Here is a 25903-nt window from a genome sequence, read left to right on the forward strand (position 1 = left end):
CCGCGACCTGATGGCGGTGAGCTGACATGACTGCGCGGCCCGACGACACCGCTCCGTTAGCGCCGCCGGCCCTCCCGCTGGCCGGCCTCCGCGTGGCGGAATGGTCCCGTTCCCTGGCCGGCGGCTACGCGGGCCGGATGCTGTGCGACGCCGGTGCCCGGGTCGTCCGGGTCGGCGACCGGGCGTCGTCGCCGGCGCCGGGCTCCGCGCTGGCGGCCTACCTGCACGGCGGCAAGGTCGCCGAGCCCGGCGACCTGGCCGACGTCGCCGCGCTCGGCGCCGACATCGTGCTGCTCGAACTTCCGGACGCCCCCGACGAGGCCTTCCTCGCCGGGTTCGGTGCCGCGGCCGTCGTGGTCATCACCCCCTGGGGGCTGTCCGGGCCGTGGGCCGGCGCCGGCCGGCCGAGCAGCGAGCTGACGATCCAGGCCGAGTCGGGCTCGCTGTCGCTGCGCGGCCTGCCGAACCGGCCGCCGCTGATGACCGGCAGCTCGGAAGGACTCTGGGTCACCGGCGCGATGGCCGCGGCCGGGGCGGTCGCCGCCCTGCAGGGCGGCCGGGCACACCGGCTCGTCGACGCCCCGTTGCTCGACGTCACCGCCTACGCGACGAACCTGTTCCTCGACGTCGGTGCCTCCGTCACCGGCGAAGCCCCCGAGCCGCCGCGGGCCCGCAACCGGCTCAACCCGTCGGTCGAGCCGGCCGCCGACGGCTACGTCGGGTTCAACCTCGCCTCGGCCCAGAACCACGAGGACTTCCTCGTCCTCATCGAACGCCCCGACTGGCTCGCCGACCCGCAGATGACCTCCCACCAGGGCCGCTACGAGCGGTACGACGAGTTCACCGCCGCGGTCCGCGCCTGGACCCGGCGGCACACCGTCGCCGAGATCGTCGAGCGGGCGTCCGCGTTCCGCATCCCGTGCGCGCCGGTCCACGACGGCCGGACTGTCCTCGACGACCCGCACACGGTGGCTCGCGGCTTCTACCAGCCGAACCCGAGCCACCCGGGCTTCCTCGAACCAGCCCCCGCGTTCCTGTTCGACGGCTCCCGGCCCCGGCGCGGCGCCGAGCCGCCACCCGGCGCCGTGCCGCCATCCGACTCCGTGCCGCCGCCGGACTCTGTGCCGCCGCCGGACGTCGCGCCGTCGTCCGACGACGGACCGGCCCGGGCCGGCGGGCCCGAGCCGGCCGACGACACGCTGCCGTTCGCCGGCCTGCGGGTCCTCGACCTGGGCACCTGGTGGGTCGGCGGCTACGTCGGCACCGCGCTCGGCGCGCTCGGGGCCGACGTCGTCAAGGTCGAGAGCACCCGGCGCGTGGACGGCTCCCGTTTCCTCGGCGGCCTGCCCACCACGCACGACCACTGGTGGGAGTGCGGCGCCTTCTACCTGGGCGCCAACAGCGACAAGCGTTCCGTCACCCTCGACTTCTCGACCCCCGACGGCCGGGCCCTGCTGGAGCGGCTGATCGCCGGGGCCGACGTGCTCATCGAGAACTACGCGCCCCGGGTCCTGGAGTCGGCCGGGCTGGACTGGGACGCCGTCCACCGGATCAACCCGAGGCTTGTCCTGCACCGGATGCCGGCGTTCGGCCTGAGCGGGCCGCGCCGGGACATGGTCGGCTACGCGCAGACCGTCGAGCAGTTCTCCGGGCTGTGCTGGCGCACCGGCTATTCGGACGCCGACCCGCACAACCCCAGCGGCCCGGCCGACCCGATGGCCGCGGCGAACTCGCTGTTCGCGCTGGCCTCGGCGCTGCTGACGGCCCGGCGGACCGGCCGGGGAACGCTCGTCGAGTCGCCGCTGGCCGAGGCCGCCCTGGTCATGGCCGGTGAGCAGGTCATCACCTGGACCGCGACCGGCGTCCTGCTCGAACGGCGCGGCAACCGGGACCCCGTCGCCGCCCCGCAGGGCGTGTTCCCGACGGCCGAGCCCGAACGGTGGGTCGCGCTGACGGCCGCCGACGACGCGCAGTGGCGGGCGCTCGCGGAGCTGGTGGGGCGCGCCGACTGGGCCGGCGACGCGCGGCTGGCGACGGCCGCCGGCCGCCGCGACCGGGCCGACGAGCTGGAAGCCGGACTGGCCGCGTGGACGGCGGGGCAGGGCCGCGCCGCGCTCGTCGACCGGCTGCTCGCCGCGGGCATCCCGGCGGGCGAGGTCCGCGACGGCCGCTTCGTCCATGACCATCCGCACCTGGCGGCGCGTGGCCTCTACCGGCCGGTCGACCTGCCCTGGGCCGGGACGATCCCGCTGCCGAACCTCCCGGTCCGGGCGGTCTCCGGCGGCTGGGACCACCGTCGCCGCCCGCCGACCCTCGGCGAGCACAACACCGAGATCCTCGGCCAGGAGCTCGGCCTCGACGAGGACCGCCTCGCCGGGCTCACCAGGGCGGCGGTCATCGGTACCGTCCCCGTGGGCGTCGCGTGACCCGCGCCGCCCACCATCCGCGTCCGGAAGGCAACCTGTCGTGACCGAGCGTCCCGCGATCAGTCGAGTGAGCTCGCCCGCGACGGTCGTGCCCGCCGCCAGCGCGGCCCTGCTGCGTGACCGGCCGTCCGGGCTGGAGGTGCTGCTGCTGCGGCGCAGCGCCACGGCCTCGTTCGCGCCCGGTGCCTGGGTGTTCCCCGGCGGCCGGGTCGACCCTGCCGACCTGGGCGACCCTGCCGACCTGGGTGACCCTGCCGACCTGGGTGACCCTGACGACCTGGGCGACCCTGCCGACCTGGGTGACCCTGACGACTCCGGCCAGTCCGCCGATCCCGGTCTCGACACGTCGGTGGAGCTGGCCGCCGCCCGCCGCGCCGCCGTCCGGGAGACCGCGGAGGAGGCGGGCCTGACGATCGACGGCGCCGAGCTGACCCCGGTGGCGTGCTGGTGCCCGCCGGCCGCGGCGGCGCGCCGCTTCCTGACCTGGATCCTGCTCGGCCGGGCGCCCGACCAGGACGTCGTCGTGGACGGCGGCGAGATCACCGAGCACCGCTGGCTCCGCCCGGCCGACGCGCTGGCGGCCCGGGACCGGGGCGAGGTCGACCTGCTCCCGCCGACCTGGGTGACGTTGTGGACGCTCGCCGCGCGGTCCGGCGTCGCCGACGCCCTCGCCGCCGCGCGGGCCGCGCCACCCGAGCTGTTCGAGACCCAGATCGACCGGGCGCCGGGCGGCCTGGTCGCCATCTGGCACGGCGACGCGCAGTACGGCGACCCGGCGGCGGACGCCCGTGAGGACGCCCGCCACCGGCTCTGGATGCTGGACGACGGCTGGCGGTACGAGCGCTCCAGCTAGCCGCGGGACCCCTCGGGACTCGCCGCGCCGACCTCGGCGAAGCGCGACAGGCCGAGGGTCCAGCCGTTCGGGCCGCCCACCGCCGCGCGCATCGACTCCCAGCCCTCGCCGTGACGGTCGAGGTGGCGGTGTTCCAGGACGACCCGGGTGGTGGTCGGCGACGTCGGGGAGAAACGGACGTGGACCTCGCTGCAGCGGGCCGGGTCGGTCTCGATCTCCCAGCGCAGGCTGATGTCCCAGCTGAACGCGAAGAGACCCGCGCCCGACCCGGCCGGTGGCTCGAACGCGAGCACCCGGCCCCAGGAGCAGCGGGCCCCGTCGGCCGCCACGTCGGTGATCGTGCCGCCGACGAACGGCTCGACGACCATTTCGGTCGTATCGGCCAGCAGGTGGTGGGTCGGGTCCCACCAGCTGTTCATCCGCGTGGTGAACACGTCGAAGACGTGCTCCACCGGCGCGGCGACGTCGACGCTGTGGCTGACCGACGTGGCGGTGGCGTCGGCGGTCGGGATGTCAGTGGTCATGGAAGGACTCCTCGGCTACGGACTTGAACGTGTCGAGCGATCGACGCCAGAACCGGTCGAGGTAGTCCCGCAGCATCGCCACCCCGTCGGGGTTGGCGCGGTAGATGCGCCGGGTCCCGGCCGCCTGGTCGACGACCAGGCCGGCGTCCTTGAGCACCCTGAGGTGCTGGGAGACCGCGGGGCGGCTCACCGGCAGTTCCTGGGCCAGTTCCCCGACCGAGCTCGGGCGGTCCGCGAGCCGCTCGAACACCGCGCGCCGGGTCGGGTCCGCGAGCGCCGCGAACGCCGCTTGGTAAGTCGCCACGAACCGTAAGCTAGTACTTACCAAGTCTCGACGCAAGCAGGGGGACGGCGAGACGCCAGCGGACGGATGGAACCTTTGCCGGTCCGGTGGAGTGATAGCGGCGTGACTTCCCACAGATCTGGTGATCCGTTCGCCGCGCCCGAGGCCACGGCGCATCGGGTCCGCCGGTCAGGACCAGCGGGGCCGCCGCCACCGTCCGGTGTCGACGAGATCTCCACGGGCGCGCCGCCCGGCGGGGTGGGCGGCGACGGGGCTGACCCGTCCGTGCCCGCCTCGTTCGAGGCCTTCGTGCGGACGCGATCCGACGCGCTGTTCCGGACGGCCTTCGTGATGACCGGCCAACGGGCCGCCGCCGAGGACCTCGTGCAGGAGTCGCTGGCGCGGATGCTGCCGGTCTGGAAGCGGGTCAGCGAGCGTGGCTCGCCCGACGCCTACGTCTACCGGGTCATGACGAACCTGCACCGGTCGACGTGGCGGCGGGTCCTGCGGCGGGAGCGGCCCACTTTCCCACTGCCCGACGCACCCGGCCCGGACGGGATCGCCCGCTGGGAACGGCTCCATCAGCTTTCCCGCGCGTTAGCCGAACTGTCGCCGCGTCAGCGCTCCGCGGTCGTGCTGCGCCATTACCTGCAGCTTTCCGAGGCCGAGACCGCCGCGGTCCTGGGGTGCCGGGTCGGCACCGTGAAAAGCCTGACGTCCCGCGGCCTCGCCCAGCTGCGCTCCAGCTATCACGCCGAGGAGGGTCTCCATGGCTAGTCTCACCCCGCCGGGGTCCGACGAGACGACGATCCGCGCGGACCTGGCCGCGCTGGCCCAGCTGGCCGGCCCGGCGCCGGACGTGCTGTACCAGACGGCGCGACGAGCCATGGTCCGTCGACGGAGGCGCGTGGCCTCCGGAGTCGGCGCGGGCGTGCTGGCCGTGGCGGTCGTGGCCGCGGTCGTGGTCCCCGGCGCCTTCCAGGGATCACCTGACCATCCGGCCGTCGTGCCCGCCGCGCGGCCAAGCCCCCCGGCGCCGACCAGGGTGGAGACGGTTCCGCCCTTCTCCCGGCTGAATCCCTGGGTCTACACGCTGGAGAACTGGAAGCGAACCAGGTTCGCCAACCCCTGCATGAGCTCGATCCTGGTCGGCCTGGCGACGGGCTCTCCGCCGCCGACGCAACCCACAGAACCGCCACCGCCCGAGCCGGTTCTGCAGACCATCGCGGCGGCCGGCGGGGGCCGGGTGGAGGCTTCCACGAGCATTTCGGTCGCCTCCGACGTCGTGCTGACGGTGGACGGCCGCGCCGTGCGTCTCACCGTCCGCCAGCAGGCCGCGCCGGGCTGGCTGGCCTCGGGATCAGAGGCCTCCCCGCTGGCCGGCGGATCGGTTCTCGAGCTCAGCCGGTCCGGCCAGATGGCCCGTGTGTATCGGGTGGACGGCACGGTCTGGGACGTCGCCTACTTCGCGGTCCCGTTCGACAACCCACCCGAGGCTTTCGTCCAGGACACGTTGGGTCTCGTGCGCACCATCGACGCGGCGATTCCCGCCGTCGAGAAGCCGGTTCCAGGGGACATCGACGCCGCCGACCTGTGCCCCGTCCCGGCCGCGCCTCCCGGTCAGCATTGACCGGCCCGGCCGGCCGAGCGTCCCGGAAAACGCCGAAATACCACGGGTTCTGGGGTACTACGTCCCACTATTTCCGGACAAGGCTCATCGCCTTACGGGCGTTCTAGAGTGACCCCGAGCACAGGCGCCGCCCATCCGGCCGGAGCGTCGCCAGCCCCCGCGGCCACGCCGGCGGCCCCGCGCGGTGCCTTCATGTCGCGATCGACCATCGAGGAGACGCACCATGCGTGCCATGCGCCAGCGCCGACATTCCGGCCTCACCCTCACCATGGTCAGCACGTTCTTAGCGGTCATTCTGGCGTATACGGTCGGCACAGCCCTGTCGGCGTCGGCGGCCACCCGGACCGTCAATGACATCGGCCAGGTGGTGTCGTCGCTGGAGGTGAACAAGGGCTACCAGATCTCCCGGGACTGCGGGTTCACCGGTGTCCCGCAGGCGAACGCGATCGGCGTGCTGTGGCTGTTCTGCGACACCGCGGTCAGCCCGACCGGCCAGTACATCACCGGCACGACCGCGGGCACCGCGCAGGCGTTCACCGCGCCGAACCAGTCGGCGTTCGGCGACTTCACCGATGCCTCGGGCAACAACCTGGTGAAGTTCATCCCGAACCCGTCCGGGTTCTCCTGCGCCGGCGGCACCCTCGCCACCTGGGCCAGCGGGGTCGCGTCGGTCCCGACGTCGTCGCCGAACCCGATTCTCATCATTCCGTACGTGCTGGTCTGCCTGAACGCGAACGGTTCGACGCCGCTCGCCTTCCGGATCGTCGACTACGACTACACGACGAACACCTTCAGCAACGACAGCCCGGTCGGCGGCAGTGGCATCTTCACCGGCAGCCCGCTGGCGGGCAACCGCATCCTGGGCTCGCCGGTGGTCTACAACGGCTCTCTTTACCTCTACGCCGGCACCTGCACCAACGCCGTCTTCGGCGACTGTTCGGCCGGGACCGTCCAGGTCGCGAAGGTCACGCTGGGCAGCACCCCGCTGGCGGCGTACAACTCCGGCAACCAGACCGGCGGCCACCGCTGGCTGGACCCGCGTAACTACACGTTCAGCACACTGGCCGCCACGTCCGGCGGCTTCACGCCGATCACCCCGGCCAGCTTCGACGTCCACCGGTATCCGGCGTTCTCCGGATCACCGTTCGTCGTGATCGAGCAGGACGACATCGGCGGAAACATCACGGTGTTCTCCGCGAGTAGCCCGACCGGGCCGTTCACGCCGCAGTTCACCGCGGCCGTTCCGTGCACCAGCTCCACCGGCCCGGGAGGCCTGTGCCGGGCCTACATCGGCCATCCCGAGTCGAGTACGGCCACCAAGCTGATGCTGTCCTACTTCCAGCCGAGCGACAACAACGGCAACGGCCACGTGCGGACCGCCTGGATTCCCTGGTCCTGACCTGCTCCCACCGCCGTCAGGTAGGCCCGGTCGCCCTCGCGCGGCCGGGCCTACCTGTTGTGCGCCTCACCACCGGCGCGCCGCCCACCGGCGCGCCGCCAGCGGTCGCCGGGAGTGATCTCCCCGCTCCGCGGCACGCGACCGTGGGCCGCAGGCCGGCCGCGATCGTGGCTCGGCAGCGGCGCCCGACACGGCCGCCAGGTGTGTCCAAACCAACGCCCCGCCCTGCCCCGAAATGTGCTCACACGACCGTTCCGTACGCGGCGCGTGGACGTTTGCCGGCGCGGCGTCAATACGGCGTCAACGAGCCGGCCGATGCCGGACAACCGCGCCGATACTGACCGTTGCCGCGCGGGGGCCGGTGCGGTGGACGTAAGACGGAGGTGGCGCGTGATTCGAACGGAAGAAGCGCCGCCGGTGCCCAGCGCCCACCCGCCCGCGGCCTTGCGCGGATAAGTCGGTCGTGTCGAAAGATTGTGGAAAGGCAGGCGTTCGAGGTGCGAGACCTCGTTTTTGTGCTGCTCACCCTCGCGGTGTTCGCGGTGCTCGGGCTGGTCGTCAAGGCGGTCGAGAGGCTGTGAGCGCCGAGAACATCGTCGGCCTCGTCCTCGCGGTCGGCCTCACTCTCTTCCTCGTGGCCGCGATGCTGTTCCCGGAGCGATTCTAGATGGGCGCGAACGGTGCGGGCATCCTTTTCATCGCCATCCTGGTGGTGGCGCTCGTCCTGACCTATCGGCCCTTCGGCGACTACATGGCCAGGGTCTTCACCAGCGACAAGCACCTGCGGGTCGAGCGTGGCATCTACCGGCTGGTCGGTGTGGATCCCGACTCCGAGCAGCGGTGGCCGGTGTACGCCCGCAGTGTGCTGGCGTTCTCGGCCGTGTCGGTGCTGTTCCTGTACCTGTTCCAGCGGCTGCAGAACCACCTGTGGCTGGCACTGGGCTTCCCGGCGGTCAAGCCGGCGTTGGCGTGGAACACGTCGGTCAGTTTCGTGACGAACACGAACTGGCAGGCGTACTCCGGCGAGTCGACGATGGGTCACACGGTCCAGATGGCCGGCCTGGCGGTGCAGAACTTCGCGTCGGCGGCGGTTGGAATCGCGGTCGCGATCGCGCTGGTCCGTGGCCTGGCTCGTAAGAAGTCGGACACGTTGGGGAACTTCTGGGTCGACCTCGTCCGGACGGTCGTGCGGATTCTGCTGCCGATCAGCATCGTGGCGGCCGTCGTCCTGATCGCCGGCGGCGCGATCCAGAATCTTCATGGCACCCGGACCGTCGGGACACTCGCCGGTGGCCAGCAGTCCATCACCGGTGGCCCGGTGGCCAGCCAGGAGGTCATCAAGGAGCTGGGGACGAACGGTGGTGGGTTCTACAACGTCAACTCGGCGCATCCGTTCGAGAACCCGACGGCGTGGACGAACTGGTTCGAGATCTACCTGATTCTCATGATCGGAATCTCGCTGCCGCGGACCTTCGGCAAGCTGGTCGGCAGCACCCGGCAGGGCCTGGCCATCGTCGCGGTGATGGCGGTGCTGGCACTCGGCAGCGTCACGCTCAACCTGGCGTTTCAGGGGGTGCACCACGGCACCGTGCCGATGGCCGTCGGCGCGGCCTCGGAGGGTACGGAGACCCGGTTCGGCGTGCCCGATTCGGCGACCTTCGCCACCGCGACCACCTTGACGTCGACCGGCGCCGTCGACTCGTTCCACGACTCGTATACAAGCCTCGGCGGCGCGACCCTGCTGTTCAACATGATGCTCGGCGAGGTCGCGCCGGGCGGCACCGGATCCGGGCTCTACGGCATGTTGGTACTCGCCGTGATCACGGTCTTCGTCGCCGGGCTGATGATCGGGCGAACACCGGAGTATCTCGGCAAGAAGATAGGCAGCCGGGAGATCAAGCTCGCCTCGCTGTACATCCTCACGACCCCGCTCGTGGTGCTGACCGGGACCGCGGTGGCCATGGCCTTGCCCGGCGAACGCGCCGGGATGCTGAACACCGGGGCGCACGGCCTGTCCGAGGTGCTCTACGCGTTCACGTCCGCCGGCAACAACAACGGCTCGGCGTTCGCCGGTATCACGGTGAACACCGACTGGTACAACACGGCGCTCGGCCTCGCGATGGCGTTCGGCCGGTTCCTACCGATGATCTTCGTCCTCGCGCTGGCCGGGTCGTTCGCCGCACAGCAGCAGGTACCCGCGACCGCGGGCACGCTGCCGACGCATCGCCCGCAGTTCGTCGGGATGCTCGTCGCCGTCACCGTGATCGTCGTCGCTCTCACCTACTTCCCGGCGCTCGCGCTCGGGCCGCTCGCGGAGGGGCTGCACTAGATGTCCACCACCACGCTCGTGGAGACGCCGGCGCCGCCCACCGGCCCCCGGCGAATCCAGGGGGGCCTGCTCGACCCGGCGATGATGTGGCGCTCGCTGCCCGGGGCGCTGCGCAAGCTCGACCCGCGCACCCTGTGGCGTAACCCGGTCATGTTCATCGTCGAGGTCGGCGCCATCTACACGACCGTTCTCGCGGTGGCGCATCCCTCGGCGTTCAGCTGGCTGATCGTGGTCTGGCTGTGGCTGACGGTGCTGTTCGCGAACCTCGCGGAGGCCGTCGCGGAGGGCCGCGGCAAGGCGCAGGCGGATGCGCTGCGCCGCACGAAGACCGACACGATCGCCTACCGGCGCGGCCCCGGCGGCGGGATCGAGGAGGTGCCCGCGCCCCAGCTACGCCAGGGTGACGTCGTCGTGGTCGAGGCCGGCCAGTTCATCCCCGGCGACGGCGACGTCATCGAGGGCATCGCGTCCGTCGACGAGTCCGCGATCACCGGCGAGTCCGCGCCGGTGATCCGCGAGTCCGGCGGCGACCGTTCCGCGGTGACCGGGGGGACCCGGGTGCTGTCGGACCGGATCGTCGTGCGGATCACCCAGAAGCCCGGCGAGAGCTTCATCGACCGGATGATCGCCCTGGTCGAGGGGGCGAACCGGCAGAAGACCCCGAACGAGATCGCGCTGAACATCCTGCTCGCCGCGTTGACGGTGATCTTCCTGCTGGCCGTGGCGACGCTGCAGCCCCTGGCGATCTACTCCAAGGCGCAGCTGCCGGGCGTCCCGGACACGAGTGCGCTGAACGGCCACGGCGTGACCGGCATCGTGCTGGCCTCGCTGGTCGTCTGCCTGATCCCGACGACGATCGGCGCGCTGCTGTCCGCGATCGGCATCGCCGGCATGGACCGGCTGGTGCAGCGCAACGTGCTGGCCATGTCCGGGCGCGCGGTGGAGGCCGCGGGCGACGTGAACACGCTGCTGCTGGACAAGACCGGCACGATCACGATCGGCAACCGGGAGGCGCGGGAGTTCCTCCCGGTCGGCGACACCGGCGCGGACGACCTCGCCAGCGCCGCGCAGCTGTCCTCGTTGGCCGACGAGACGCCCGAGGGCCGCTCGATCGTCGTCCACGCGAAGACGGCCTATGGCCTGCGCGAACGCGGTCCCGGCGAGCTGCTGCACGCGACCTTCGTCCCGTTCACCGCGCAGACCCGCATGTCCGGCGTCGACCTCGACGCGGACACCACCGGCCCGGCCCGCCAGGTCCGCAAGGGCGCCGCCGCCGCGGTCATCACCTGGGTCCGCGAACAGCACGGCACCGTCCCCGCCGAGACCGGGGAGATCGTCGACGGCATCTCCGCCGCCGGCGGCACCCCCCTGCTCGTCGCCGAAGCCGTCGGCGGGACCGCCCGGGTTCTCGGGGTGGTGCAGCTCAAGGACGTCGTCAAGCAGGGCATGCGGGAGCGGTTCGACGAGATGCGCCGGATGGGCATCCGCACCGTCATGATCACCGGGGACAACCCGCTCACCGCGAAGGCCATCGCGGACGAGGCCGGTGTCGACGACTTCCTCGCCGAAGCCACGCCCGAGGACAAGATGGCGCTGATCAAGCGGGAGCAGGCCGGCGGGAAGCTCGTCGCGATGACCGGCGACGGCACCAACGACGCCCCCGCCCTCGCCCAGGCCGACGTCGGCGTCGCGATGAACACCGGCACCTCCGCCGCCAAGGAGGCCGGGAACATGGTCGACCTCGACTCGAACCCGACGAAGCTCATCGAGATCGTCGAAATCGGCAAACAGCTGCTCATCACCCGCGGGGCACTGACCACGTTCTCGATCGCCAACGACGTCGCGAAGTACTTCGCGATCATCCCCGCGATGTTCGCGGCCATCTACCCGGGCCTGGACAAGCTCAACATCATGCGGCTGCACAGCCCGCAGTCCGCGATCCTGTCCGCCGTCATCTTCAACGCACTGATCATCATCGCGCTCATCCCACTGGCCCTGCGCGGCGTGCGCTACACCCCCGGCGGCGCGTCGAAGATGCTCAGCCGCAACCTCTACGTCTACGGCCTCGGCGGGCTGGTCATCCCGTTCCTCGGGATCAAGCTCATCGACCTCGTCATCCAGTTCATCCCAGGAGCGCGGTAACCATGGCCGCCAGCCGACTACCCTCCTTCGTCCGCCAGCACCTCGCCGCCCTGCGCGTCCTGCTCGTGCTGACCGTCCTGACCGGCATCGCCTACCCGCTGGCCATCACCGGGATCGCCCAGCTCCCCGGCCTGCACGACAAGGCCAACGGCTCCCTCGTCACGAACGCCGCCGGCCAGGTCGTCGGCTCGGCCGAGCTCGGCCAGCTGTTCACCGACAAGGACGGCAACCCGATCCCGAAGTACTTCCAGCCCCGGCCCTCGGCGGCCGGCGCCGGCTACGACCCGACGTCGACGTCCGCGTCCAACCTCGGCCCGGAGAGCCTGGTCGACACCTTCGACGACCCGGCGACCACAGACGTCGACGAGTCCAAGCAGAGCCTGCTCACCCAGGTCTGCGCCCGCAGCAAGGCGGTCGGTGACCTCGACGGCGTCGACGGACGACGGCCGTACTGCACCGCGAACGGTGTGGGCGCGGTGCTGTCGGTGTTCCGGACCGCCGGCACGGCCGGGACCATCACCCGCGTCGTGAGCATCAACGAGGAATGCCCCGCGACCCCGTTCGTCGCGACCTATCAGGGCGTGAAGGTCGAGTGCGCCACACTCGGCGCGGACTACGCGGCCGGCATCCTCGTGCCGGTCAGGGGCCCGGGCAAGGGCACCGGCAACCCGGTCCCGCCGGACGCCGTCACCGCCTCAGGCAGTGGTCTCGACCCCGACATCTCACCCGCCTACGCCTACCTGCAGGTCAACAGGGTGGCCAAGGCCCGCGGCCTCGACCCGGCCGCGGTCCGGCGGCTGGTGGCGGAACACGTCGACGGCCGCGCGCTGGGATTCATGGGGGAGCCCACGGTCAACGTGCTCGACCTGAATCTCACGCTCGACAAGGCGGCCCGTTAGTGGCCGAGAGGTCAACATAGAGACCACTGCGAGTTGGACCACTACGAGAATGTTCGGCCGGGCGGCCCGACGAAGTCCGACGGGCGCCCGGCCGGAGACCACTATCTGTCGAACTCGCCGTCCCGGGCACCCGCCACAAACGCCGTCCACTCGGCCGGCGTGAATTGCAGGACCGGTCCGGCGGGATCCTTGGAATCGCGGACCGCGCGACCGCCGTCTGGGAGGGCGGCTACCTCGACACAGGCGCCATTACCGCTGCTGTGGCTGCTCTTGCGCCACACCAGATGCGGATGAGTCATTTCGTCCTTCCTTCCGGTGCCCCCCAACCTGTTCCGTCTACAGCCTATCGGCCCAGGTCAGTCAGCAGTTGTCGACTGTCGGCCGGGGCGAGAGCGATGGCGCGTAGACTGTCGAAGATTGCGCGATATCGACGGATCTCCGCGTCGGCCTCAAGGAACAGGTCGCCGGCCATCGAGTCGATGTAGACCACTGCGGGATCCGCCGGGTCGGGAAAGTCGAGCAGGATGAACGACCCGGGCATGCCGGGGTGCGCGCCCGCGGAGAACGCGATGACCTGGACCGTGATGTTCGGTTTCGCCGCCGCCTCGGCCAAGCGGGCCAGCTGGGCGCTCATCACCTTGGCGCCGCCGACGGCGCGGCGCAGCGCGGCCTCGTCGACGACCGCCCAGAAGCGTGGCGGGTCGGCGGTGTTCAGCAGCGCCTGGCGGTCGATCCTGGCCCGCACCCGCTGTTCGATCTCGTCCGCGCTCGCGGTGGGCAGGACCCCGGTCACGACCGCGCGAGCGTAGTCCTCGGTCTGCAGGAGGCCCGGGACGAACAGCGACTCGTAGGTCGCGATGGTCCGCGCCTCGCCCTCGAAGCCGATGTAGGTGGCGTACTCCTCGGGAAGCTCGTCGTGGTACGGCAGCAGCATGCCCTGGCGGTCGGCCTCGCGGGACAGGGCCAGCAGCTCCTCCTGGGCCTGCTCGTCGACCTGGTAGAACGCGAGGATCGCCAGGAGGGTGCGCTTCTGGGGCCGGCGCGCGCGGGCGGTCTCGATCCGGTAGAGCGTCGCCGGGTCGATGTTGGTGCGGGAGGAGACCTCCTCGCGGGTCAGGCCCGCGTCGGTGCGCAGGCGGCGCAGCTCGGCGGCCAGGCGGCGCAGGCGGACCGTGGGAGCAGGACGGCGCGGTGGCATCGTGTGGTCTCCTCCTGTGTGGCCGCCCGACATGAAGGTGCATAGCTTGCATCTTCCTGTCGGGCAGAAGGATGATGTGGCCTGCGCCACCCTGGCACAACATCAATGCTGCTGCGGTGTCGGGGTGTGCGCCGCAAGTCTCGCCAGATCAGGGGAGGGCGGTGCAGCGTGACCAGTGGCCAGACCGGCCCGCCGGCCGCGCCCCACGTCGCCGTCTTCCGCTTCCCCGCCGACCCGGCCGCGTGCCCGCTGGCCCGCCACTTCGTCCGTGGCGTCCTCGGGGAGTGGCGGTTGGCGCAGGCCGCGGACGTGGCCGAGCTGCTGACCTCGGAGCTGGTCGGCAACGCCATCGACGCCTGCGCGGGCGCCGAACGCTTTGACGGCGGGCTGGTCGGCTGCGTCGAGGTCGGCGTGACCGCCGACCGCGACCGGCTGCTCATCGAGGTGGCCGACGCCGACCCGCGCCCGCCGACGCCACGTGACCCGGGCCCCGACGACGAGAGCGGCCGTGGCCTGATGCTCGTCGAGGGCCTCGCCGAACGGTGGGGGCACCACCTGGCCACCGACGGCGGCCGGCCGCACGGCAAGGTCGTCTGGTTCGAGATCGCCCTCGCGTCCGCCGCGGCGCCGGTCGGCCTCCCAATCCGGCTGCCCACACCCCGGGTCGGGCCCGAGCAGGCCGAGTCGTCCCCGCACCCGCGATCCGGTCTCGCCCTGCCGGATCTCGCCCTGCTGGGCCGGGTCCGCCGTCGCCTGGACCTCGTCTGAGCCCGGACGTCTCCAGCCGTCCGGCCTGGGTGTCACATCTGGCCGGCCTGTCTCGTCCTCGTCAGCGGCACCGGTCTCGGGCGCAGGATGGTGGGCGATGAGGGTGGTACTCGGCAGACAGGGCGCGGCGACCGTCCAGCTGGCGAACGCGCGGACATCCGGGCCGGCCTCGTGAGCGCCGACGAGGAGGCGCTGGCCGTCGCCTTCCAGGCCGCGCGGCCGCGGCTGGTGCGCGTCGCCTACGCGATCCTCGGCTCCCGCGGTGACGCCGAGGACGTCGTCGCCGACTGCTGGCTGCGCCTGGTCGCGCACCATCGTGAGGAACCGATCCGCGACCCCGAGGCCTGGGCCGTCGTCACCGTGTCGCGGATGGCGGTCGACGTCCTGCGCTCGGCCCGGGTGCGCCGCGAGCGCTACGTCGGCCCGTGGCTGCCCGAGCCCGTCCTCACCACCGTGGCCCCTGACCAGGGCGACCCCGCGGACAGGGTCACCCTCGACGACGAGGTCAGCTACGCGCTGCTCGTCGTGCTGGAGACCCTGACACCCGCGGAGCGAACCGCGTTCGTGCTGCACGACCTGTTCGGCCTGCCGTTCCCCGAGGTCGCCGACATCGTCGGCCGTACCCCTGCCTCGGTGCGCCAGCTCGCCTCGCGGGCCCGTCGGCACGTACACGACCGGGCCGGGCGCCCGGTGGTCGATCCCGCCGAGCACCGCCGCGTCGTCGAGGCGTTCGCGGCGGCGGCCGGCTCGGGCGACCTCGGGACACTGATCGCCGTTCTGGACCCCGAGGTGGTGCTCGTCAGCGATGGTGGCGGATTCGTCACGGCGGCCCGCAGGCCGATCCACGGGGCCGACAAGGTCGCGCGCTTCGTCCTCGGCGTCCTCGCGAAGGGGCAGCTGGGCAGCGAGATCGAGCTGGTGCGGGTCAACGGGGCGCCCGGCTTCGCGGTGCACGAGGCGGGACGCCTCGTCGCCGTCGTCGCGTTGACCGTCGCCGGCGGCCGGGTCGCTCGCCTCGACCTCGTGGTAGCCCCGGACAAGCTGCCCCGCGAGCCCCATGAGCCTCATGAGCCCCATGAGCCTCATGAGTCCCGCGAGCCCCATGAGCCCCGCGATCCGCGCGACGTCTGACGCCGGCGAGGCGGGTCACGGCCTGGGTCCGCGGCCCGCCTCGCGATGGCGCTGCGCTGGTCAGCCGGCCGACGCGGGGACCGTGCCGATCGGGGAGTACTCGCTCGCGTCGCCGGCCCGGGAGACGCTCGGGCGTCCGTCCCTGCCGACCGGAATGGTGCCGGCGACGGTGACCCGGTGCACGATCCGCGGGCTGTCGGCGTAGTCGTTGATCGCGTAGTGCTGGGTGGCGCGGTTGTCCCAGATCGCGACGTCGCCGGTCCGCCAGTGCCAGCGGACGGTGTTCTCCGGCTTGGCGACCGCGTCGGCGAAGGTGCGCAGCAGGTCGAACGACTGCTCCTGGCTCACCCCGGTCAGCTGCTTGACGAACCCGCCGAGCAGCAGCGACGGCTCGCCCGTCTCGGGGTGGACCCGCACCACCGGGTGCTCGACCTCGAACTCCTTGGAGCGGAACTCGAAGAACCGCTCCTTGAACACCTCGGGCAGGCCGTCGAGGTCCTGAAGACGCAGACCGTAGTCGTGCTGGTTGGTGTGGTAGACCCGCAGCGCGTCCGCGACGTGCTGCAGCGGGGCCGGCAGGTCCCCGTAGGCCGCGACGGTGTTCGCCCAGATCGTGTCGCCGCCGACCGGCGGGATCTCGACGGCCCGCAGCACCGAGAACGCCGGCGGCCGGTCGGTGAAGCTGACGTCCGTGTGCCAGGCGCCGGCGCGGCCGCCCTTGGAGGCGTCGAGCTCGTGCACCAGCGGGTAGCCGTCGAGCGGGGCCTGCGACGGGTGGGCCTGGGTGAGCTCGCCGAGCAGCCGGGCGAACGCGATCTGGATCTCCGGGGTGAGGTGGTGCTGGTCGCGGAAGAACACGACCCGGTTCCGCAGGATCGCCGCCCGCAGCGCCGCGACGGTCGCGGCGTCCAGGTCACCGCCGATCCGGACGCCGCTGATCTCGGCGCCGATCCGGACGGTCAGCGGCCGGATGTCGAGCTCGACGGCGGGCGTCACGGGAGCCGGCGCGGTGTCGACGGTCATTGGTCACTCCTTCTCAGCGGGTCGATCAGGTGCGTGGACGGACGCCGGGAGCCTCCCCGGGGCAGTCGGCGGCGGCGGGGGAGCGGTCGGGCGACGGGCAGGCCGGCGCGCGGACAGGAAGCACGCGGGGTACGGAGGCACGCGGGGGTTCGGCGGCCCGCGGGGTCCGAGGCGCGATCCCGCCGCTGCGCGACAGTAGGCCCCGGATCAGCGAGATGTCCATTAATTCGATAGAGAAAGATGAGTGTTGCGCGAATGCGACTTCGGGGCCGAGCGGCTGGCTGCCGCCGGCGACGGCTGTGATCCTTCCGGCCGTCGCCGCGTCGGACGGTGTGGGCCCGCGAGGGCCGGTGACGTGCGGTTGGGCGGGCGCGGCGGGGTCTGGCTCGGGAGTGCCGGGTCGCCCGCAGCGGGTTGACATCGCGCGGAGGGATAACTTCACTTCATCGGTGTAAAAGATGGGAAAACGCGCTAGCCACTGGGGGAACCGTGTCCGTTACGGACGAGTACCTGGCCAACAACGCCGCCTACGCGCAGAGCTTCGTCGGGCCGCTTCCGTTGCCGCCCGCCCGCAACGTTGCCGTCGTCGCCTGCATGGACGCGCGGCTGAACGTCTACGGGATCCTCGGCCTCGCCGACGGGGAGGCGCACGTCATCCGCAACGCGGGCGGCGTGGTGACCGACGACGAGATCCGGTCGCTCGCGATCAGCCAGCGACTGCTCGGCACGACCGAGATCATCCTGATCCACCACACCGACTGCGGCATGCTGACCTTCACCGACGACGACTTCAAGCGCTCGATCCAGGACGAGACCGGGATCAAGCCGGAATGGGCCGCCGAGGCGTTCCCCGACCTGGACGAGGACGTCCGGCAGTCCATCGCGCGGATCAAGGCGAGCCCCTTCGTCCCGCACCGGGACGCGATCCGGGGGTTCGTCTTCGACGTCGCGACCGGCCTGCTCAAGGAGGTCTCCTGACCGACCCGCGACGACCGGCCGCGCCCGGTGCGGCCAGGGCCGGGCGCGGCTACGGATGGCCGTGGATGTGGGTGGCGACTCCGACGGTCCCTGACGTGGATCCTTCGCGCCCCGCCCACGTGGCCACGGCGAGGAAAGGCGCTCGTCGCCGCTTCGGCGGACCAGCTTGGCCGGGGTCCTCAGCCGGCGCTGTCCAGCCGGCTCTGTGCGGCCGGCCCTGTCCAGCCGGCCCTGTTCGGCCGGCTCTGTCCGGTCGGCTCTGCTCGGTCGGCTCTGTCAGCCAGCTCTGTCCAGTCGGCTCTGCTCAGTCGGCTCTGCTCAGTCGGTGTGCCAGGTGCGGCCGCCGTCCGCGGTCCTCGCCGGTCCGCGCCAGCGCAGGTCGGCGAGGTTGACGACGATCGCCTCCTGGGTGGTGCGGGCGATGACGACCACCGCCTCGGTGTCGGGGTCCGGGTTCTCCTCCCGGTGCGGGACCCACGGCGGCACGTAGATGTAGTCGCCGGGCGAGGTCTCCAGCCGGATCTCCTCGTCCTCCCGCAGGAAGACGAACGCGGGATGCCCGGAGACGACGTAGATCCCGGTCTCGGACACCCCGTGGTGATGGTTGGCCGACCGGGTCGCCGGCGCCACGTGGGTCTGGCCCATCCACAGCCGCTCGGTGCCGACGGTCGTGCCGGACAGTGCCTCGACCCGGCGCATCCCCTCGGTCTGCGCGGTGTGCGCCGACAGCCCGCGGCGCGGACCTGGTGGAGCCGGCGGTGGAAGGCGTCGAGCTCCGGCCGCGTCGGCTCGCCCTGCCCGGCCGCCGCCCCCTCGGAGCCGGTCGCCCCCTCGGCAGGGGGCGCCCCCTCGGCGGTGACCGTCGGGTCGGACGAGGCCGCTGCTTGATCAGGCACTATGGGCCTCCTCAGCGTGTTTCGGGGACCAGCCCCGCTCGGCGGCGACAGGACGGGCTGGCCGCACGTCCATTCCTACGCGGTGGTCGAAGAAACCGGGGATCCACGACTACCACGTAGGAACGACTGCGCCGCGAGGCGCCGCTCCCGTGTGGGGGACGCGAGAACGCCCGCGGTCGGTCACCGGCTGACGAGGCGTAGCGGCTGGGGTCGGTCGCGGTTGAGCTCGTCGAGCGCGGCGGCCGTCGCCGTGTCGGCGGGCAGGTAGACGACCAGGCGCTGGTCGTCGTCGACGGAGAGCTCAAGGGTCTCGTAGGCGAGCCGAAGCGCACCGGCGCCGGGATGGGCCAGCCGGAGGACGCCGCTGGCCTTCGGGAGGCCGGGAAGCGTGTCGACCCGGCGGGTGAAGGCCTCGCCGGTGGTGACCGTCAGCTCGTCCGCCAGCGCTGCCAGGTCCGGGCGAGCCCGGAACGGGCCCTGCTTGAGGGCCGCGACCTGTTCGTCGGCGACATGATCCCAGTCGGGGTACGCCGCGCGGGCTCTGACGTCGGTGAAAAGGAACCGGGCGAGGTTGGGCTGCGCCGCCTCCAACAGCCCCATCGGTCCGACGAGCCGCCGATAACCGGCCGTGTGCGCGAGGACGTCGCTGAGCAGGTTCAGCAGCACCGCGGCAGTTGGCTCAAGGCGGTCGAGCAGGGCCTGGACGGTCGGGCGGACGGTGCGGGCCGGGTCGCCAAAGCCCCGGCAGGTGAATCCCGGGTCGGCCGATTTCGTCAGCCGGTGCAGGTGCACGCGCTCCCGGGTGGTCAGCCGGAGCGCCTCGGCGAGGGCGGAGAGCACCTGCGGCGACGGCCGGCGGTCGCGTCCCTGCTCCAGCCTGATCACGTACTCGACGCTGACACCGGCGAGGGTCGCCACCTCGGAGCGGCGCAGCCCGGTGGCGCGGCGACGCGGACCCGCGGGCAGGCCGACCTCGGCCGGGCTGAGCGCCTCACGGTGCGTGCGCAGGAAAAGCCCGAGCTCGTTGTCGCTCACTGCCTGACCGTAACAACCTCCCGGGCTGTCGTGGTGTCCCTGTCACTACCACTCTCAGCGCGGCCTTCCTGGGTGGCCGGTCGTTGGACAGAGTCGCCGAAAGAGGCCCGACGGACGTCGGGACCGAATCTTTGGCGCAGGGGGCTGGGAATCATGAGCAGTACGGTTGTGGTCGTCGGTGGCGGCTATGGCGGCGCGGCGGTCGCCAAGGCGCTGGAACGCGGGCCGAGGTCGTCCTCATCGACCCGCGGGACTCCTTCGTCAACGCCGCCGGGTCGCTGCGGGCGCTGGCCCAGCCGACCTGGGCCGCCAACATCTTCTTTCCGTTCGCCACCCTGCTCACCGCGGGGACGGTGATTCGCGACCGGGCGATCTCGGTGGACGCCGTCGGGGTCACCCTGTCCTCGGGCCGGCGTGTGCACGCGGACTACCTGGTCCTCGCCACCGGCTCCAGCTACGCCTATCCGGCCAAGCCCCGGTCGGACGGCACCGAGGACGGCCTGGCGGACCTGCGCCGCACCCACAAGGAGCTGGCCGACGCCGATCGGGTGCTGATCGTCGGCGCGGGGCCGGTCGGCCTGGAGCTCGCCGGCGAGATCAAGGACGTCTGGCCGCGCAAGGCGGTGACCATCGTCGACCCCGCCGAGACGTTGTTGCCGACCTTCGAGCCGGGCCTGCGCGAGGACCTGCACCGCCAGCTCGATGACCTGGACCTTGACCTGCGCCTGGGAACCAGCCTGACGACCTTGCCCGCGACCGAGGCCGGCCGGGCCGAGCCGTTCGTCGTCACCACGACCGAAGGCGTCGAGATCGCCGCGGACATCTGGTTCCAGGCCTACGGCGCGCGTCCCAACAACGACTACCTGGGCGACGGCCGGCTCACCACGCTCAGCGCGCGGGGCCAGGTCGCGGTGACCGACACCCTGAATGTCGCCGGGCATGACCGCGTCTATGCGGTCGGCGACCTCACCGATATCGCCGAGGACAAGCTGGCCGCCTATGCCCTGCGCCACGCGGAGGTCGTCGTGGAGAACATCACCGCGCAACTGCGGGGCGAACCGCCCACGGCCACCTATCAGCCGTTGCCGCACCCCATCATTCTGCTGCCGCTCGGACCGCGCGGCGGCGTCGGTCAGATGCCCACGCCGGAGGGCCCGGCGGTCGTCCCGGCCGCCACGGTGGCCGACTACAAGGGCGTCGACCTGTTCACCGGCCGCTTCACCGCACAGTTCGGTCCCACCGCCGCCTGAACCGCGCCTTTCAGGGTTCGGCCCGCCGCACGGAAGGAAAGCCAGTAACTTCAGGCGACAAGGTGGCTTTAGGCGACCCTGTGGCTTTAGGTGACACGGTGGCTTCAGGCGAAACGGTGGCTTTAGGTGACGCAGTGGTTTTAGGCGGCAGGGTGGCTTTAGGTGAAGCAGTAGCTTTAGGCGACGCTGCGGCTTCAGGCGACGCTGCGGCTTTAGGCGACACTGTGGCTTTAGGTGACAGGGTGGCTTTAGGTGAAGCAGTAGCTTTAGGCGACGCTGCGGCTTTAGGCGACGCTGCGGCTTTAGGCGACACTGTGGCTTTAGGTGACAGGGTGGCTTTAGGTGAAGCAGTAGCTTTAGGCGACACGGTGGCTTTAGTCGACACAGTAGATTTAGGCGGCGCAGTGGTTTCAGAAGACGCAGTGGTTTCGGACGGCGCAGTGGTTTCGGACGGCGCAGTGGTTTCGGACGACACAGTGGCTTTAGGCGACGTCGTCTTCGGCTTCGGGGCGCACAGCGGTTTCGACACCGGGCCCGAGTTGCTGACGCTGGCACGACAGGCCGATCGCGACGGTCTCGATCTCTTCTCGCTCTCGGATCATCCCTACCTCGGCGAGCGTCTGGACGCCTACGCCTCCATCGGTTTCATCCTGGGGCGTACCCACCGTCTCGCGGGCTTCGCCAACGTCACCAACCTGCCGACGCGGCCCGCCGCCCTGCTGGCCCGGACCGTGACCGCGTTGTCCGCGCTCTCCGACGGCCGCCTGGTCCTCGGCGTCGGAGCCGGCGGCCGGTGGGACCGGATCGCCGACCTGGGGGTTCCCAGGCTCTCACCGGCCGACGCCGTCGTGGCGTTCGAGGAGGCGATCGTGCTGGTGAGACTGCTGTCGGGTGGCGGCCCGCCGGTGACCTACCACGGCCGCCACTACCGGGTCGATCAGATCACGCCGGCGCCCGTCCCCCCGCCCCCCGTGTGGACGGGCTCCGTCGGCCCGAGATCCCTCGCCGTGACGGGGCGGGTCGCCGACGGCTGGATCCCCGGCCACGCGGCGGACTGGCTCAGCGACCGGTACCGGACCTCGCGCCCGGTCATAGACGAGGCGGCGGCGGCCGTGGGCCGTGACCCAGGTCAGATCCGGACCGTCTTCAACCTGCCCGGCCGGATAACGGACCGCCCACTGCCCAGTACCCGTGACCGCGACGGTCGCTGGATAGGCGGCTCGGTCGGCCAATGGGCCGACGAACTGACCGTCGCCGTGCGCGAACATGATGCCGCGGGCTTTCTGCTCTTCTCGCCGGGCGGCGGGACGCCGGACCCCACATCCCTGAAAAATTGGGCCACGGAGATCGTCCCGAGAGTCCGCGCCGCGATCGCCTAGTACGAGCTATCAGCCGAAGGCGGAATTCGATGTGGGCCTACTGTGCGTGTTGTCGGCAGGACGGCCGCCTTCCTCGTCGCTGGTGCTGTCGACCCGGTAGGTGCGACCGGTCGGGCTCGTCCAGGTGAAGACGCCAGGCTGGAGCTGGTCGAGGCGCCAGCCGTCTCGGCGATGCTTCGCGCGGTGGTGTCGTCTACAAAGGAGGCCAAGATTGTCCAGGGCGGTGCGGCCGCCATGCGTGTGAGCGACGGTGTGATCGAGGTCGGCGTGGGTTGCGGGCATACCGCAGCCGGGGAACACGCACCGAGTCTGTTGGTGACGCACGAGGCGAGCCAGTGCGGGGGTGGGCACTCGTCGGTGGCCGAGGTCTAGGACGGTTCCGGTTTCGGGATCGGTCAGGACGCGACGCCAGTGGGCATCGGCGGCCAGCGCGCGACCGACGCTCGCGGGAATGGGGCCGTATCCGACGAGCTCTGCGGGATTCTCGTCCAAACTGGCGAGGGTGCCGACGCAGGCGATGACCTGGAGTTCGACGGTGACATGTTCGCGCCGGTTACCCAGGAGCAGCGCGGCGAGAACGTCTGCGCGGCGCGCGTCGATCGAGCGGCTATCGCCGTCGGTACGGGCGTCGGTACGGGCGATCTGATTGATTCGATCGTAGATCGCTTGGGAGTCTTCGGCGCTGAGGACCGCTGTCAGACAGGCCATGCCGTCGTCGAGCGCATCGATGGCGACGCGGCGTTCGGTGTGGGCGCGGCGGCGGCGTTTGGCGGCGGCATCCGGGTCGAGCCGGGCGACAAGGCGGTGAATCTTGCGGCGCCACTGGGGTGGGGAGGCAAGCCTGCTGCCGGCGAGCATCGTCGCCTCGACGAAGGCGCGTTGCCGGGCCGTGAGGCAGACGGTGAGCCCGTGCAGCGCCGCGAGCCGGGTGTGGTCGAGCAGGCCCGCGGCCAGGTCGGCCAGCGCGACCGGAAGATCATGAGCGATGTCCCAGGCGGTCGCCAGCCGGCTGGACATCGTGCGAGGTGACTGCCCGAGCTCCGCGGCCAGCTCGTCGGCGGCGACGGACGAGTACGGCTCGCCTGCCTCCCCTGCGGCGGGGTTCGGCGGGCGTTGGCGGGCGAGGTGGACGTGGGTGTGGACCGTCAGGCCTTCCAGCCTGGCGGTCAGCCGGGCAAGCCTGGCCGCGAGCGCCAACGTCTCCGACGCGTCACACCCCGCCAGCCCAGCCAGCACCTCGTCGAACACACCGTCCACCGACCCCAGCCTCCCGAGAAGGTTCTCGGTGGGCGGGCGATCCGACGAAAGGACGGCAGTGGCGAATGAAGAACCGGCAACGTCGCCGGCGGCGGGCCCGCGGCCAGCGGCGGGTCGGTTCTGCGTTGCCTGTGGCGACAGGCCAAAGAACGGCCGATCGAGGAGCTGGCAAACTGATTCCCCATGGGACGGCGGGTCGCGGCCGTCCGGCGTATCGAACATGCGTCAATGGTAGCTCGATATCGGGAAAGCGCAAGCGCCGGAAATTTCACTCCCTGATCATTGACGGAAATGCCGCGCATTCTCGTGGGCTGCTCATTTGACGGGTTTGGTTGCGGGTTCACGGGTCGCGGCGGTGTTCAGCAGATTGTGTTTTGAAAATCGACGTCGGGCCAGATCGCTGGGATGAGTGTGCTAACCGGCCGGTGCCAGCCTCTGGGTCGCAGCAAGGTTGCTGAGGGCGCCGGGGCTGATGTACAGCCCGGGTTTCGTGGGTGCGGAGGTGACACCTGGAGGCCAGGGAGGTTCCCGCGCCATCGTGATCGGCCAGCGGGGTCATGGCCCCGGGGAAGGATCCGGTTATCGATCAGCTGGCGACGGCGGCCGTCACCTGCCGCCGTCGGCGTCGGGCCACGGCCGCCTCGAAAGGCGTACCGCCAAGCCCCGTGCCGGGCTGTATCCCTGTGTGGAGGTGGTGTAGGTCAACCGCCGCGAAGGATCGTGCCGGGCTGCCTCGCCTGCGTGGGGGTGGTGCGGGTCGCCGCCCGCCGGCGGCGGGCCCGCTGACCGCCGCTCGCTCGCCCGCCGGGCGAGGTCGGGGCTGCCTCCCTGGTCACCCGTCTGCCACACGTCTGACCAGCCATGTCCGCCACGGTCGCCCGAGCGCCGGTTGGCGGCGAACTGGCTGCGCCCGATCCACGACGTCACCTTCGGCGAGGACCTCGGCCAGGTTCCACCCGGCAGCGCACCCGCGGCCACGGCCAGGCTGCGTGGCCCGGCGGTCGCGGTCCTACGCCTGACCGGCATCACGAACACGGCCGCGGGGATCCACCAGCACGTCCGCCGCCCCGAACGCCGACCAGAAGTGATCATGAACCTCGCTTGCTAACTGACAACGTGACTGGGCCCCTGTCCACGACCGCCGGCGTCACGCTGGCAGCGTGTGGCCAACCCGCATCCTGATCGAGGCACGGCTTTGTCCTGCGACAAGACTTCGCCTGTAGGATGGGGACGTCCGTTTCATCCGCACTAACGTCGGGTCGGTTTGTGCGAGAGATTGTCGTCTTCAGTGGAAGCGCCCATCGGCGACTAGCCGAGGAGGTGTGCCAGCACCTCGAGACGCCATTGTCGCCGGTTCGCATCGAGCGCTTCGCGAACGACTGCCTGGAAGTGCAGCTGCAGGCGAACTGCCGCGAACGGGACATCTTCATCATCCAGCCGCTCGTGAGGCCGGTCCAGGAGAACCTCGTCGAACTGCTGCTCATGCTGGACGCGGCCAAGGGCGCATCGGCGTTGCGGACCACGGTCGTCATGCCGCATTATTCGTACGCGCGGTCGGACAAGAAAGACGCACCACGGATCTCTATCGGAGGACGGCTGGTCGCCGACCTGATGGCCACCGCCGGGGCCAACCGGATCCTCGCCATGACCCTGCACGCACCGCAGGTACACGGCTTCTTCAGCGTCCCGGTCGACCACCTGCACGCGCTACGCGAACTGGCCCAGCACTTTCGTCAGTACGACCTGTCGAACACCACGGTGGTCTCGCCCGACCTCGGCAACGCCAAGGAGGCCGCGCATTTCGCCCGCCGACTGGGTGTTCAGGTCGCGGCCGGTGCCAAGCAGCGGTTCGCCGACGACCGGGTCGCCATCAGCGCGGTCATCGGTGACGTCGCCGACCGCGACATCATCATTCTCGACGACGAGATCGCCAAGGGCAGTACGGTTCTCGAGCTCCTGAACAGGCTCCGTGACATCGGCGTCCGGTCGATCCGCGTTGCCTGCACCCATGGGCTGTTCGCGAGCGGCGCCCTCAAACGCATCGGCGACCAGCCCGACGTCCTCGAGATCGTCTGCACCAACACCGTTCCCATCCCGGCCGAGGAACACATCCCCAAACTGAAGGTCCTGTCCGTCGCGCCCGCGCTGGCCGAGGCCATGCGCCGCATCCACAACGGCGAATCGGTCAGCGCCCTGTTCGACTGAGCGGCGATGACCGGGTCGCCCGCCCGCTCTCGGCCTGGCGCTGTCCACGGGCCCGGGGCCTTCGATTCGACGCGTGCGGACACTGGCCGACGTTCCATTGATGGCTGGCCAGGGTGGCCAGGGCTCGAGGGAGAGCCCTTGGCGTGTCTTCGACCGATTCCAAGTCCGGGTCCGGCCTGATGCCCAGGTCACCGCGACGTACGGAGTCCCTGCGACCGCGCGCCGAAGTCTCCGACGATCGCGTGACTTGGCCTGTCCTCGGGGAGCAGCCCGAGAGCCCGTTGGAGATCATCAGCTC

23 protein-coding genes and 1 pseudogene are annotated in these 25903 nt (G+C 71.2%); 16 read left to right on the plus strand and 8 right to left on the minus strand.

Annotated elements, in window-relative coordinates; all coding sequences use genetic code 11:
* The first annotated feature begins 26 nt into the window (after positions 1-26).
* Both FRAEUI1C_RS15135 and FRAEUI1C_RS39550 read left to right on the plus strand, forming a co-directional pair.
* Positions 27-2426 (plus strand): CaiB/BaiF CoA-transferase family protein, encoded by a 2400-nt coding sequence (locus FRAEUI1C_RS15135; protein WP_013424182.1) that lies wholly within the window; start codon positions 27-29, stop codon positions 2424-2426.
* Between the two features lie 40 nt (positions 2427-2466).
* On the plus strand, positions 2467-3279 hold the full coding sequence (locus FRAEUI1C_RS39550; protein WP_013424183.1) for an NUDIX hydrolase: 813 nt from the start codon (positions 2467-2469) through the stop codon (positions 3277-3279).
* Here the strand turns inward: FRAEUI1C_RS39550 and FRAEUI1C_RS15145 are convergent.
* Positions 3276-3803, minus strand: a complete 528-nt coding sequence (locus tag FRAEUI1C_RS15145) for an SRPBCC family protein (protein WP_013424184.1) — start codon at positions 3801-3803, stop codon at positions 3276-3278. The two genes, FRAEUI1C_RS39550 and FRAEUI1C_RS15145, sit on opposite strands and share 4 nt — an antisense overlap.
* Positions 3793-4107, minus strand: a complete 315-nt coding sequence (locus tag FRAEUI1C_RS15150; RefSeq protein ID WP_013424185.1) for an ArsR/SmtB family transcription factor — start codon at positions 4105-4107, stop codon at positions 3793-3795. The genes FRAEUI1C_RS15145 and FRAEUI1C_RS15150 overlap by 11 nt, the downstream gene beginning before the upstream one ends.
* Positions 4108-4209: 102 nt before the next feature.
* Between FRAEUI1C_RS15150 and FRAEUI1C_RS15155 the strand changes: the two genes are divergently transcribed.
* The 7 genes from FRAEUI1C_RS15155 (at position 4210) to FRAEUI1C_RS15190 (ending at position 12485) form a co-directional block, all read left to right on the plus strand.
* Positions 4210-4863 (plus strand): SigE family RNA polymerase sigma factor, encoded by a 654-nt coding sequence (locus FRAEUI1C_RS15155; RefSeq protein WP_013424186.1) that lies wholly within the window; start codon positions 4210-4212, stop codon positions 4861-4863.
* Complete coding sequence (locus FRAEUI1C_RS36335; RefSeq protein WP_013424187.1) at positions 4856-5716, plus strand: hypothetical protein; 861 nt, start codon at positions 4856-4858, stop codon at positions 5714-5716. Before FRAEUI1C_RS15155 ends, FRAEUI1C_RS36335 begins: the two co-directional genes overlap by 8 nt.
* Before the next feature lie 223 nt (positions 5717-5939).
* On the plus strand, positions 5940-7115 hold the full coding sequence (locus FRAEUI1C_RS15175; protein ID WP_013424188.1) for a hypothetical protein: 1176 nt from the start codon (positions 5940-5942) through the stop codon (positions 7113-7115).
* A gap of 577 nt (positions 7116-7692) precedes the next feature.
* Positions 7693-7782, plus strand: coding sequence for a K(+)-transporting ATPase subunit F (gene kdpF / locus FRAEUI1C_RS39560; RefSeq protein WP_063747987.1), 90 nt, complete (start codon positions 7693-7695; stop codon positions 7780-7782).
* Positions 7783-9444 carry a potassium-transporting ATPase subunit KdpA gene (gene kdpA / locus FRAEUI1C_RS15180; protein ID WP_013424189.1) on the plus strand — a complete coding sequence of 554 codons (1662 nt, stop codon included), beginning with the start codon at positions 7783-7785 and terminating at the stop codon, positions 9442-9444.
* Complete coding sequence (gene kdpB / locus FRAEUI1C_RS15185) at positions 9445-11586, plus strand: potassium-transporting ATPase subunit KdpB (protein WP_013424190.1); 2142 nt, start codon at positions 9445-9447, stop codon at positions 11584-11586.
* Between the two features lie 2 nt (positions 11587-11588).
* A complete protein-coding gene (locus FRAEUI1C_RS15190; RefSeq protein WP_013424191.1) occupies positions 11589-12485 on the plus strand; it encodes a potassium-transporting ATPase subunit C in 897 nt (298 codons plus the stop codon).
* 101 nt (positions 12486-12586) lie between these two features.
* On the opposite strand, the gene FRAEUI1C_RS37575 is transcribed toward FRAEUI1C_RS15190, so the two are convergent.
* The gene (locus FRAEUI1C_RS37575) at positions 12587-12784 is read right to left on the minus strand and encodes a DUF397 domain-containing protein (RefSeq protein WP_013424192.1); all 198 of its coding nucleotides are present in this window, start codon (positions 12782-12784) and stop codon (positions 12587-12589) included.
* Positions 12785-12828: 44 nt separating this feature from the next.
* Positions 12829-13683 (minus strand): helix-turn-helix domain-containing protein, encoded by an 855-nt coding sequence (locus FRAEUI1C_RS15195; RefSeq protein WP_013424193.1) that lies wholly within the window; start codon positions 13681-13683, stop codon positions 12829-12831.
* Positions 13684-13851: 168 nt separating this feature from the next.
* On the opposite strand from FRAEUI1C_RS15195, the gene FRAEUI1C_RS15200 reads away from it, so the two are divergent.
* Both FRAEUI1C_RS15200 and sigJ read left to right on the plus strand, forming a co-directional pair.
* Positions 13852-14451: an ATP-binding protein gene (locus FRAEUI1C_RS15200; protein ID WP_013424194.1), complete on the plus strand. Its 600-nt coding sequence runs from the start codon at positions 13852-13854 to the stop codon at positions 14449-14451.
* A 171-nt stretch (positions 14452-14622) separates the two neighbouring features.
* Positions 14623-15582: an RNA polymerase sigma factor SigJ gene (gene sigJ / locus FRAEUI1C_RS15205; RefSeq protein ID WP_013424195.1), complete on the plus strand. Its 960-nt coding sequence runs from the start codon at positions 14623-14625 to the stop codon at positions 15580-15582.
* A 60-nt stretch (positions 15583-15642) separates the two neighbouring features.
* On the opposite strand, the gene FRAEUI1C_RS15210 is transcribed toward sigJ, so the two are convergent.
* Positions 15643-16605: a TauD/TfdA dioxygenase family protein gene (locus FRAEUI1C_RS15210; protein WP_013424196.1), complete on the minus strand. Its 963-nt coding sequence runs from the start codon at positions 16603-16605 to the stop codon at positions 15643-15645.
* Between the two features lie 489 nt (positions 16606-17094).
* On the opposite strand from FRAEUI1C_RS15210, the gene FRAEUI1C_RS15215 reads away from it, so the two are divergent.
* Positions 17095-17583 (plus strand): beta-class carbonic anhydrase, encoded by a 489-nt coding sequence (locus FRAEUI1C_RS15215; RefSeq protein WP_013424197.1) that lies wholly within the window; start codon positions 17095-17097, stop codon positions 17581-17583.
* Positions 17584-17901: 318 nt separating this feature from the next.
* Here the strand turns inward: FRAEUI1C_RS15215 and FRAEUI1C_RS15220 are convergent.
* Positions 17902-18371, minus strand: a pseudogene (locus FRAEUI1C_RS15220) (cupin domain-containing protein); the annotation flags it as partial.
* Between the two features lie 288 nt (positions 18372-18659).
* Positions 18660-19514: a helix-turn-helix domain-containing protein gene (locus FRAEUI1C_RS15225; RefSeq protein WP_013424198.1), complete on the minus strand. Its 855-nt coding sequence runs from the start codon at positions 19512-19514 to the stop codon at positions 18660-18662.
* A gap of 131 nt (positions 19515-19645) precedes the next feature.
* Between FRAEUI1C_RS15225 and FRAEUI1C_RS15230 the strand changes: the two genes are divergently transcribed.
* Both FRAEUI1C_RS15230 and FRAEUI1C_RS15235 read left to right on the plus strand, forming a co-directional pair.
* Positions 19646-20764 carry an NAD(P)/FAD-dependent oxidoreductase gene (locus FRAEUI1C_RS15230; RefSeq protein ID WP_232425437.1) on the plus strand — a complete coding sequence of 373 codons (1119 nt, stop codon included), beginning with the start codon at positions 19646-19648 and terminating at the stop codon, positions 20762-20764.
* 458 nt (positions 20765-21222) lie between these two features.
* Positions 21223-22143, plus strand: a complete 921-nt coding sequence (locus FRAEUI1C_RS15235) for an LLM class flavin-dependent oxidoreductase (RefSeq protein ID WP_497006522.1) — start codon at positions 21223-21225, stop codon at positions 22141-22143.
* A 9-nt stretch (positions 22144-22152) separates the two neighbouring features.
* On the opposite strand, the gene FRAEUI1C_RS15240 is transcribed toward FRAEUI1C_RS15235, so the two are convergent.
* Positions 22153-23622, minus strand: coding sequence for an HNH endonuclease signature motif containing protein (locus FRAEUI1C_RS15240; protein WP_232425438.1), 1470 nt, complete (start codon positions 23620-23622; stop codon positions 22153-22155).
* 667 nt (positions 23623-24289) lie between these two features.
* Here FRAEUI1C_RS15240 and FRAEUI1C_RS15245 point away from each other — a divergent pair.
* On the plus strand, positions 24290-24508 hold the full coding sequence (locus tag FRAEUI1C_RS15245) for a hypothetical protein (protein WP_049806915.1): 219 nt from the start codon (positions 24290-24292) through the stop codon (positions 24506-24508).
* Positions 24509-24666: 158 nt separating this feature from the next.
* A complete protein-coding gene (locus FRAEUI1C_RS15250; RefSeq protein ID WP_013424202.1) occupies positions 24667-25605 on the plus strand; it encodes a ribose-phosphate diphosphokinase in 939 nt (312 codons plus the stop codon).
* Positions 25606-25903 lie beyond the last annotated feature (298 nt).

Source organism: Pseudofrankia inefficax (assembly GCF_000166135.1).
GTDB lineage: Bacteria > Actinomycetota > Actinomycetes > Frankiales > Frankiaceae > Pseudofrankia > Pseudofrankia inefficax.

Excerpts from the sequence above, each read along its gene's own strand:
- FRAEUI1C_RS15190 (WP_013424191.1), top strand. The coding sequence starts at position 11,589 with ATGGCCGCCAGCCGACTACCCTCCTTCGTCCGCCAGCACCTCGCCGCC.
- kdpA (WP_013424189.1), top strand. The coding sequence starts at position 7,783 with ATGGGCGCGAACGGTGCGGGCATCCTTTTCATCGCCATCCTGGTGGTG.
- FRAEUI1C_RS15175 (WP_013424188.1), top strand. The coding sequence starts at position 5,940 with ATGCGTGCCATGCGCCAGCGCCGACATTCCGGCCTCACCCTCACCATG.
- FRAEUI1C_RS15210 (WP_013424196.1), bottom strand. The coding sequence starts at position 16,605 with ATGACCGTCGACACCGCGCCGGCTCCCGTGACGCCCGCCGTCGAGCTC.
- FRAEUI1C_RS15135 (WP_013424182.1), top strand. The coding sequence starts at position 27 with ATGACTGCGCGGCCCGACGACACCGCTCCGTTAGCGCCGCCGGCCCTC.
- FRAEUI1C_RS15240 (WP_232425438.1), bottom strand. The coding sequence starts at position 23,622 with ATGTTCGATACGCCGGACGGCCGCGACCCGCCGTCCCATGGGGAATCA.
- FRAEUI1C_RS36335 (WP_013424187.1), top strand. The coding sequence starts at position 4,856 with ATGGCTAGTCTCACCCCGCCGGGGTCCGACGAGACGACGATCCGCGCG.
- kdpB (WP_013424190.1), top strand. The coding sequence starts at position 9,445 with ATGTCCACCACCACGCTCGTGGAGACGCCGGCGCCGCCCACCGGCCCC.
- FRAEUI1C_RS37575 (WP_013424192.1), bottom strand. The coding sequence starts at position 12,784 with ATGACTCATCCGCATCTGGTGTGGCGCAAGAGCAGCCACAGCAGCGGT.
- FRAEUI1C_RS15145 (WP_013424184.1), bottom strand. The coding sequence starts at position 3,803 with ATGACCACTGACATCCCGACCGCCGACGCCACCGCCACGTCGGTCAGC.
- FRAEUI1C_RS15195 (WP_013424193.1), bottom strand. The coding sequence starts at position 13,683 with ATGCCACCGCGCCGTCCTGCTCCCACGGTCCGCCTGCGCCGCCTGGCC.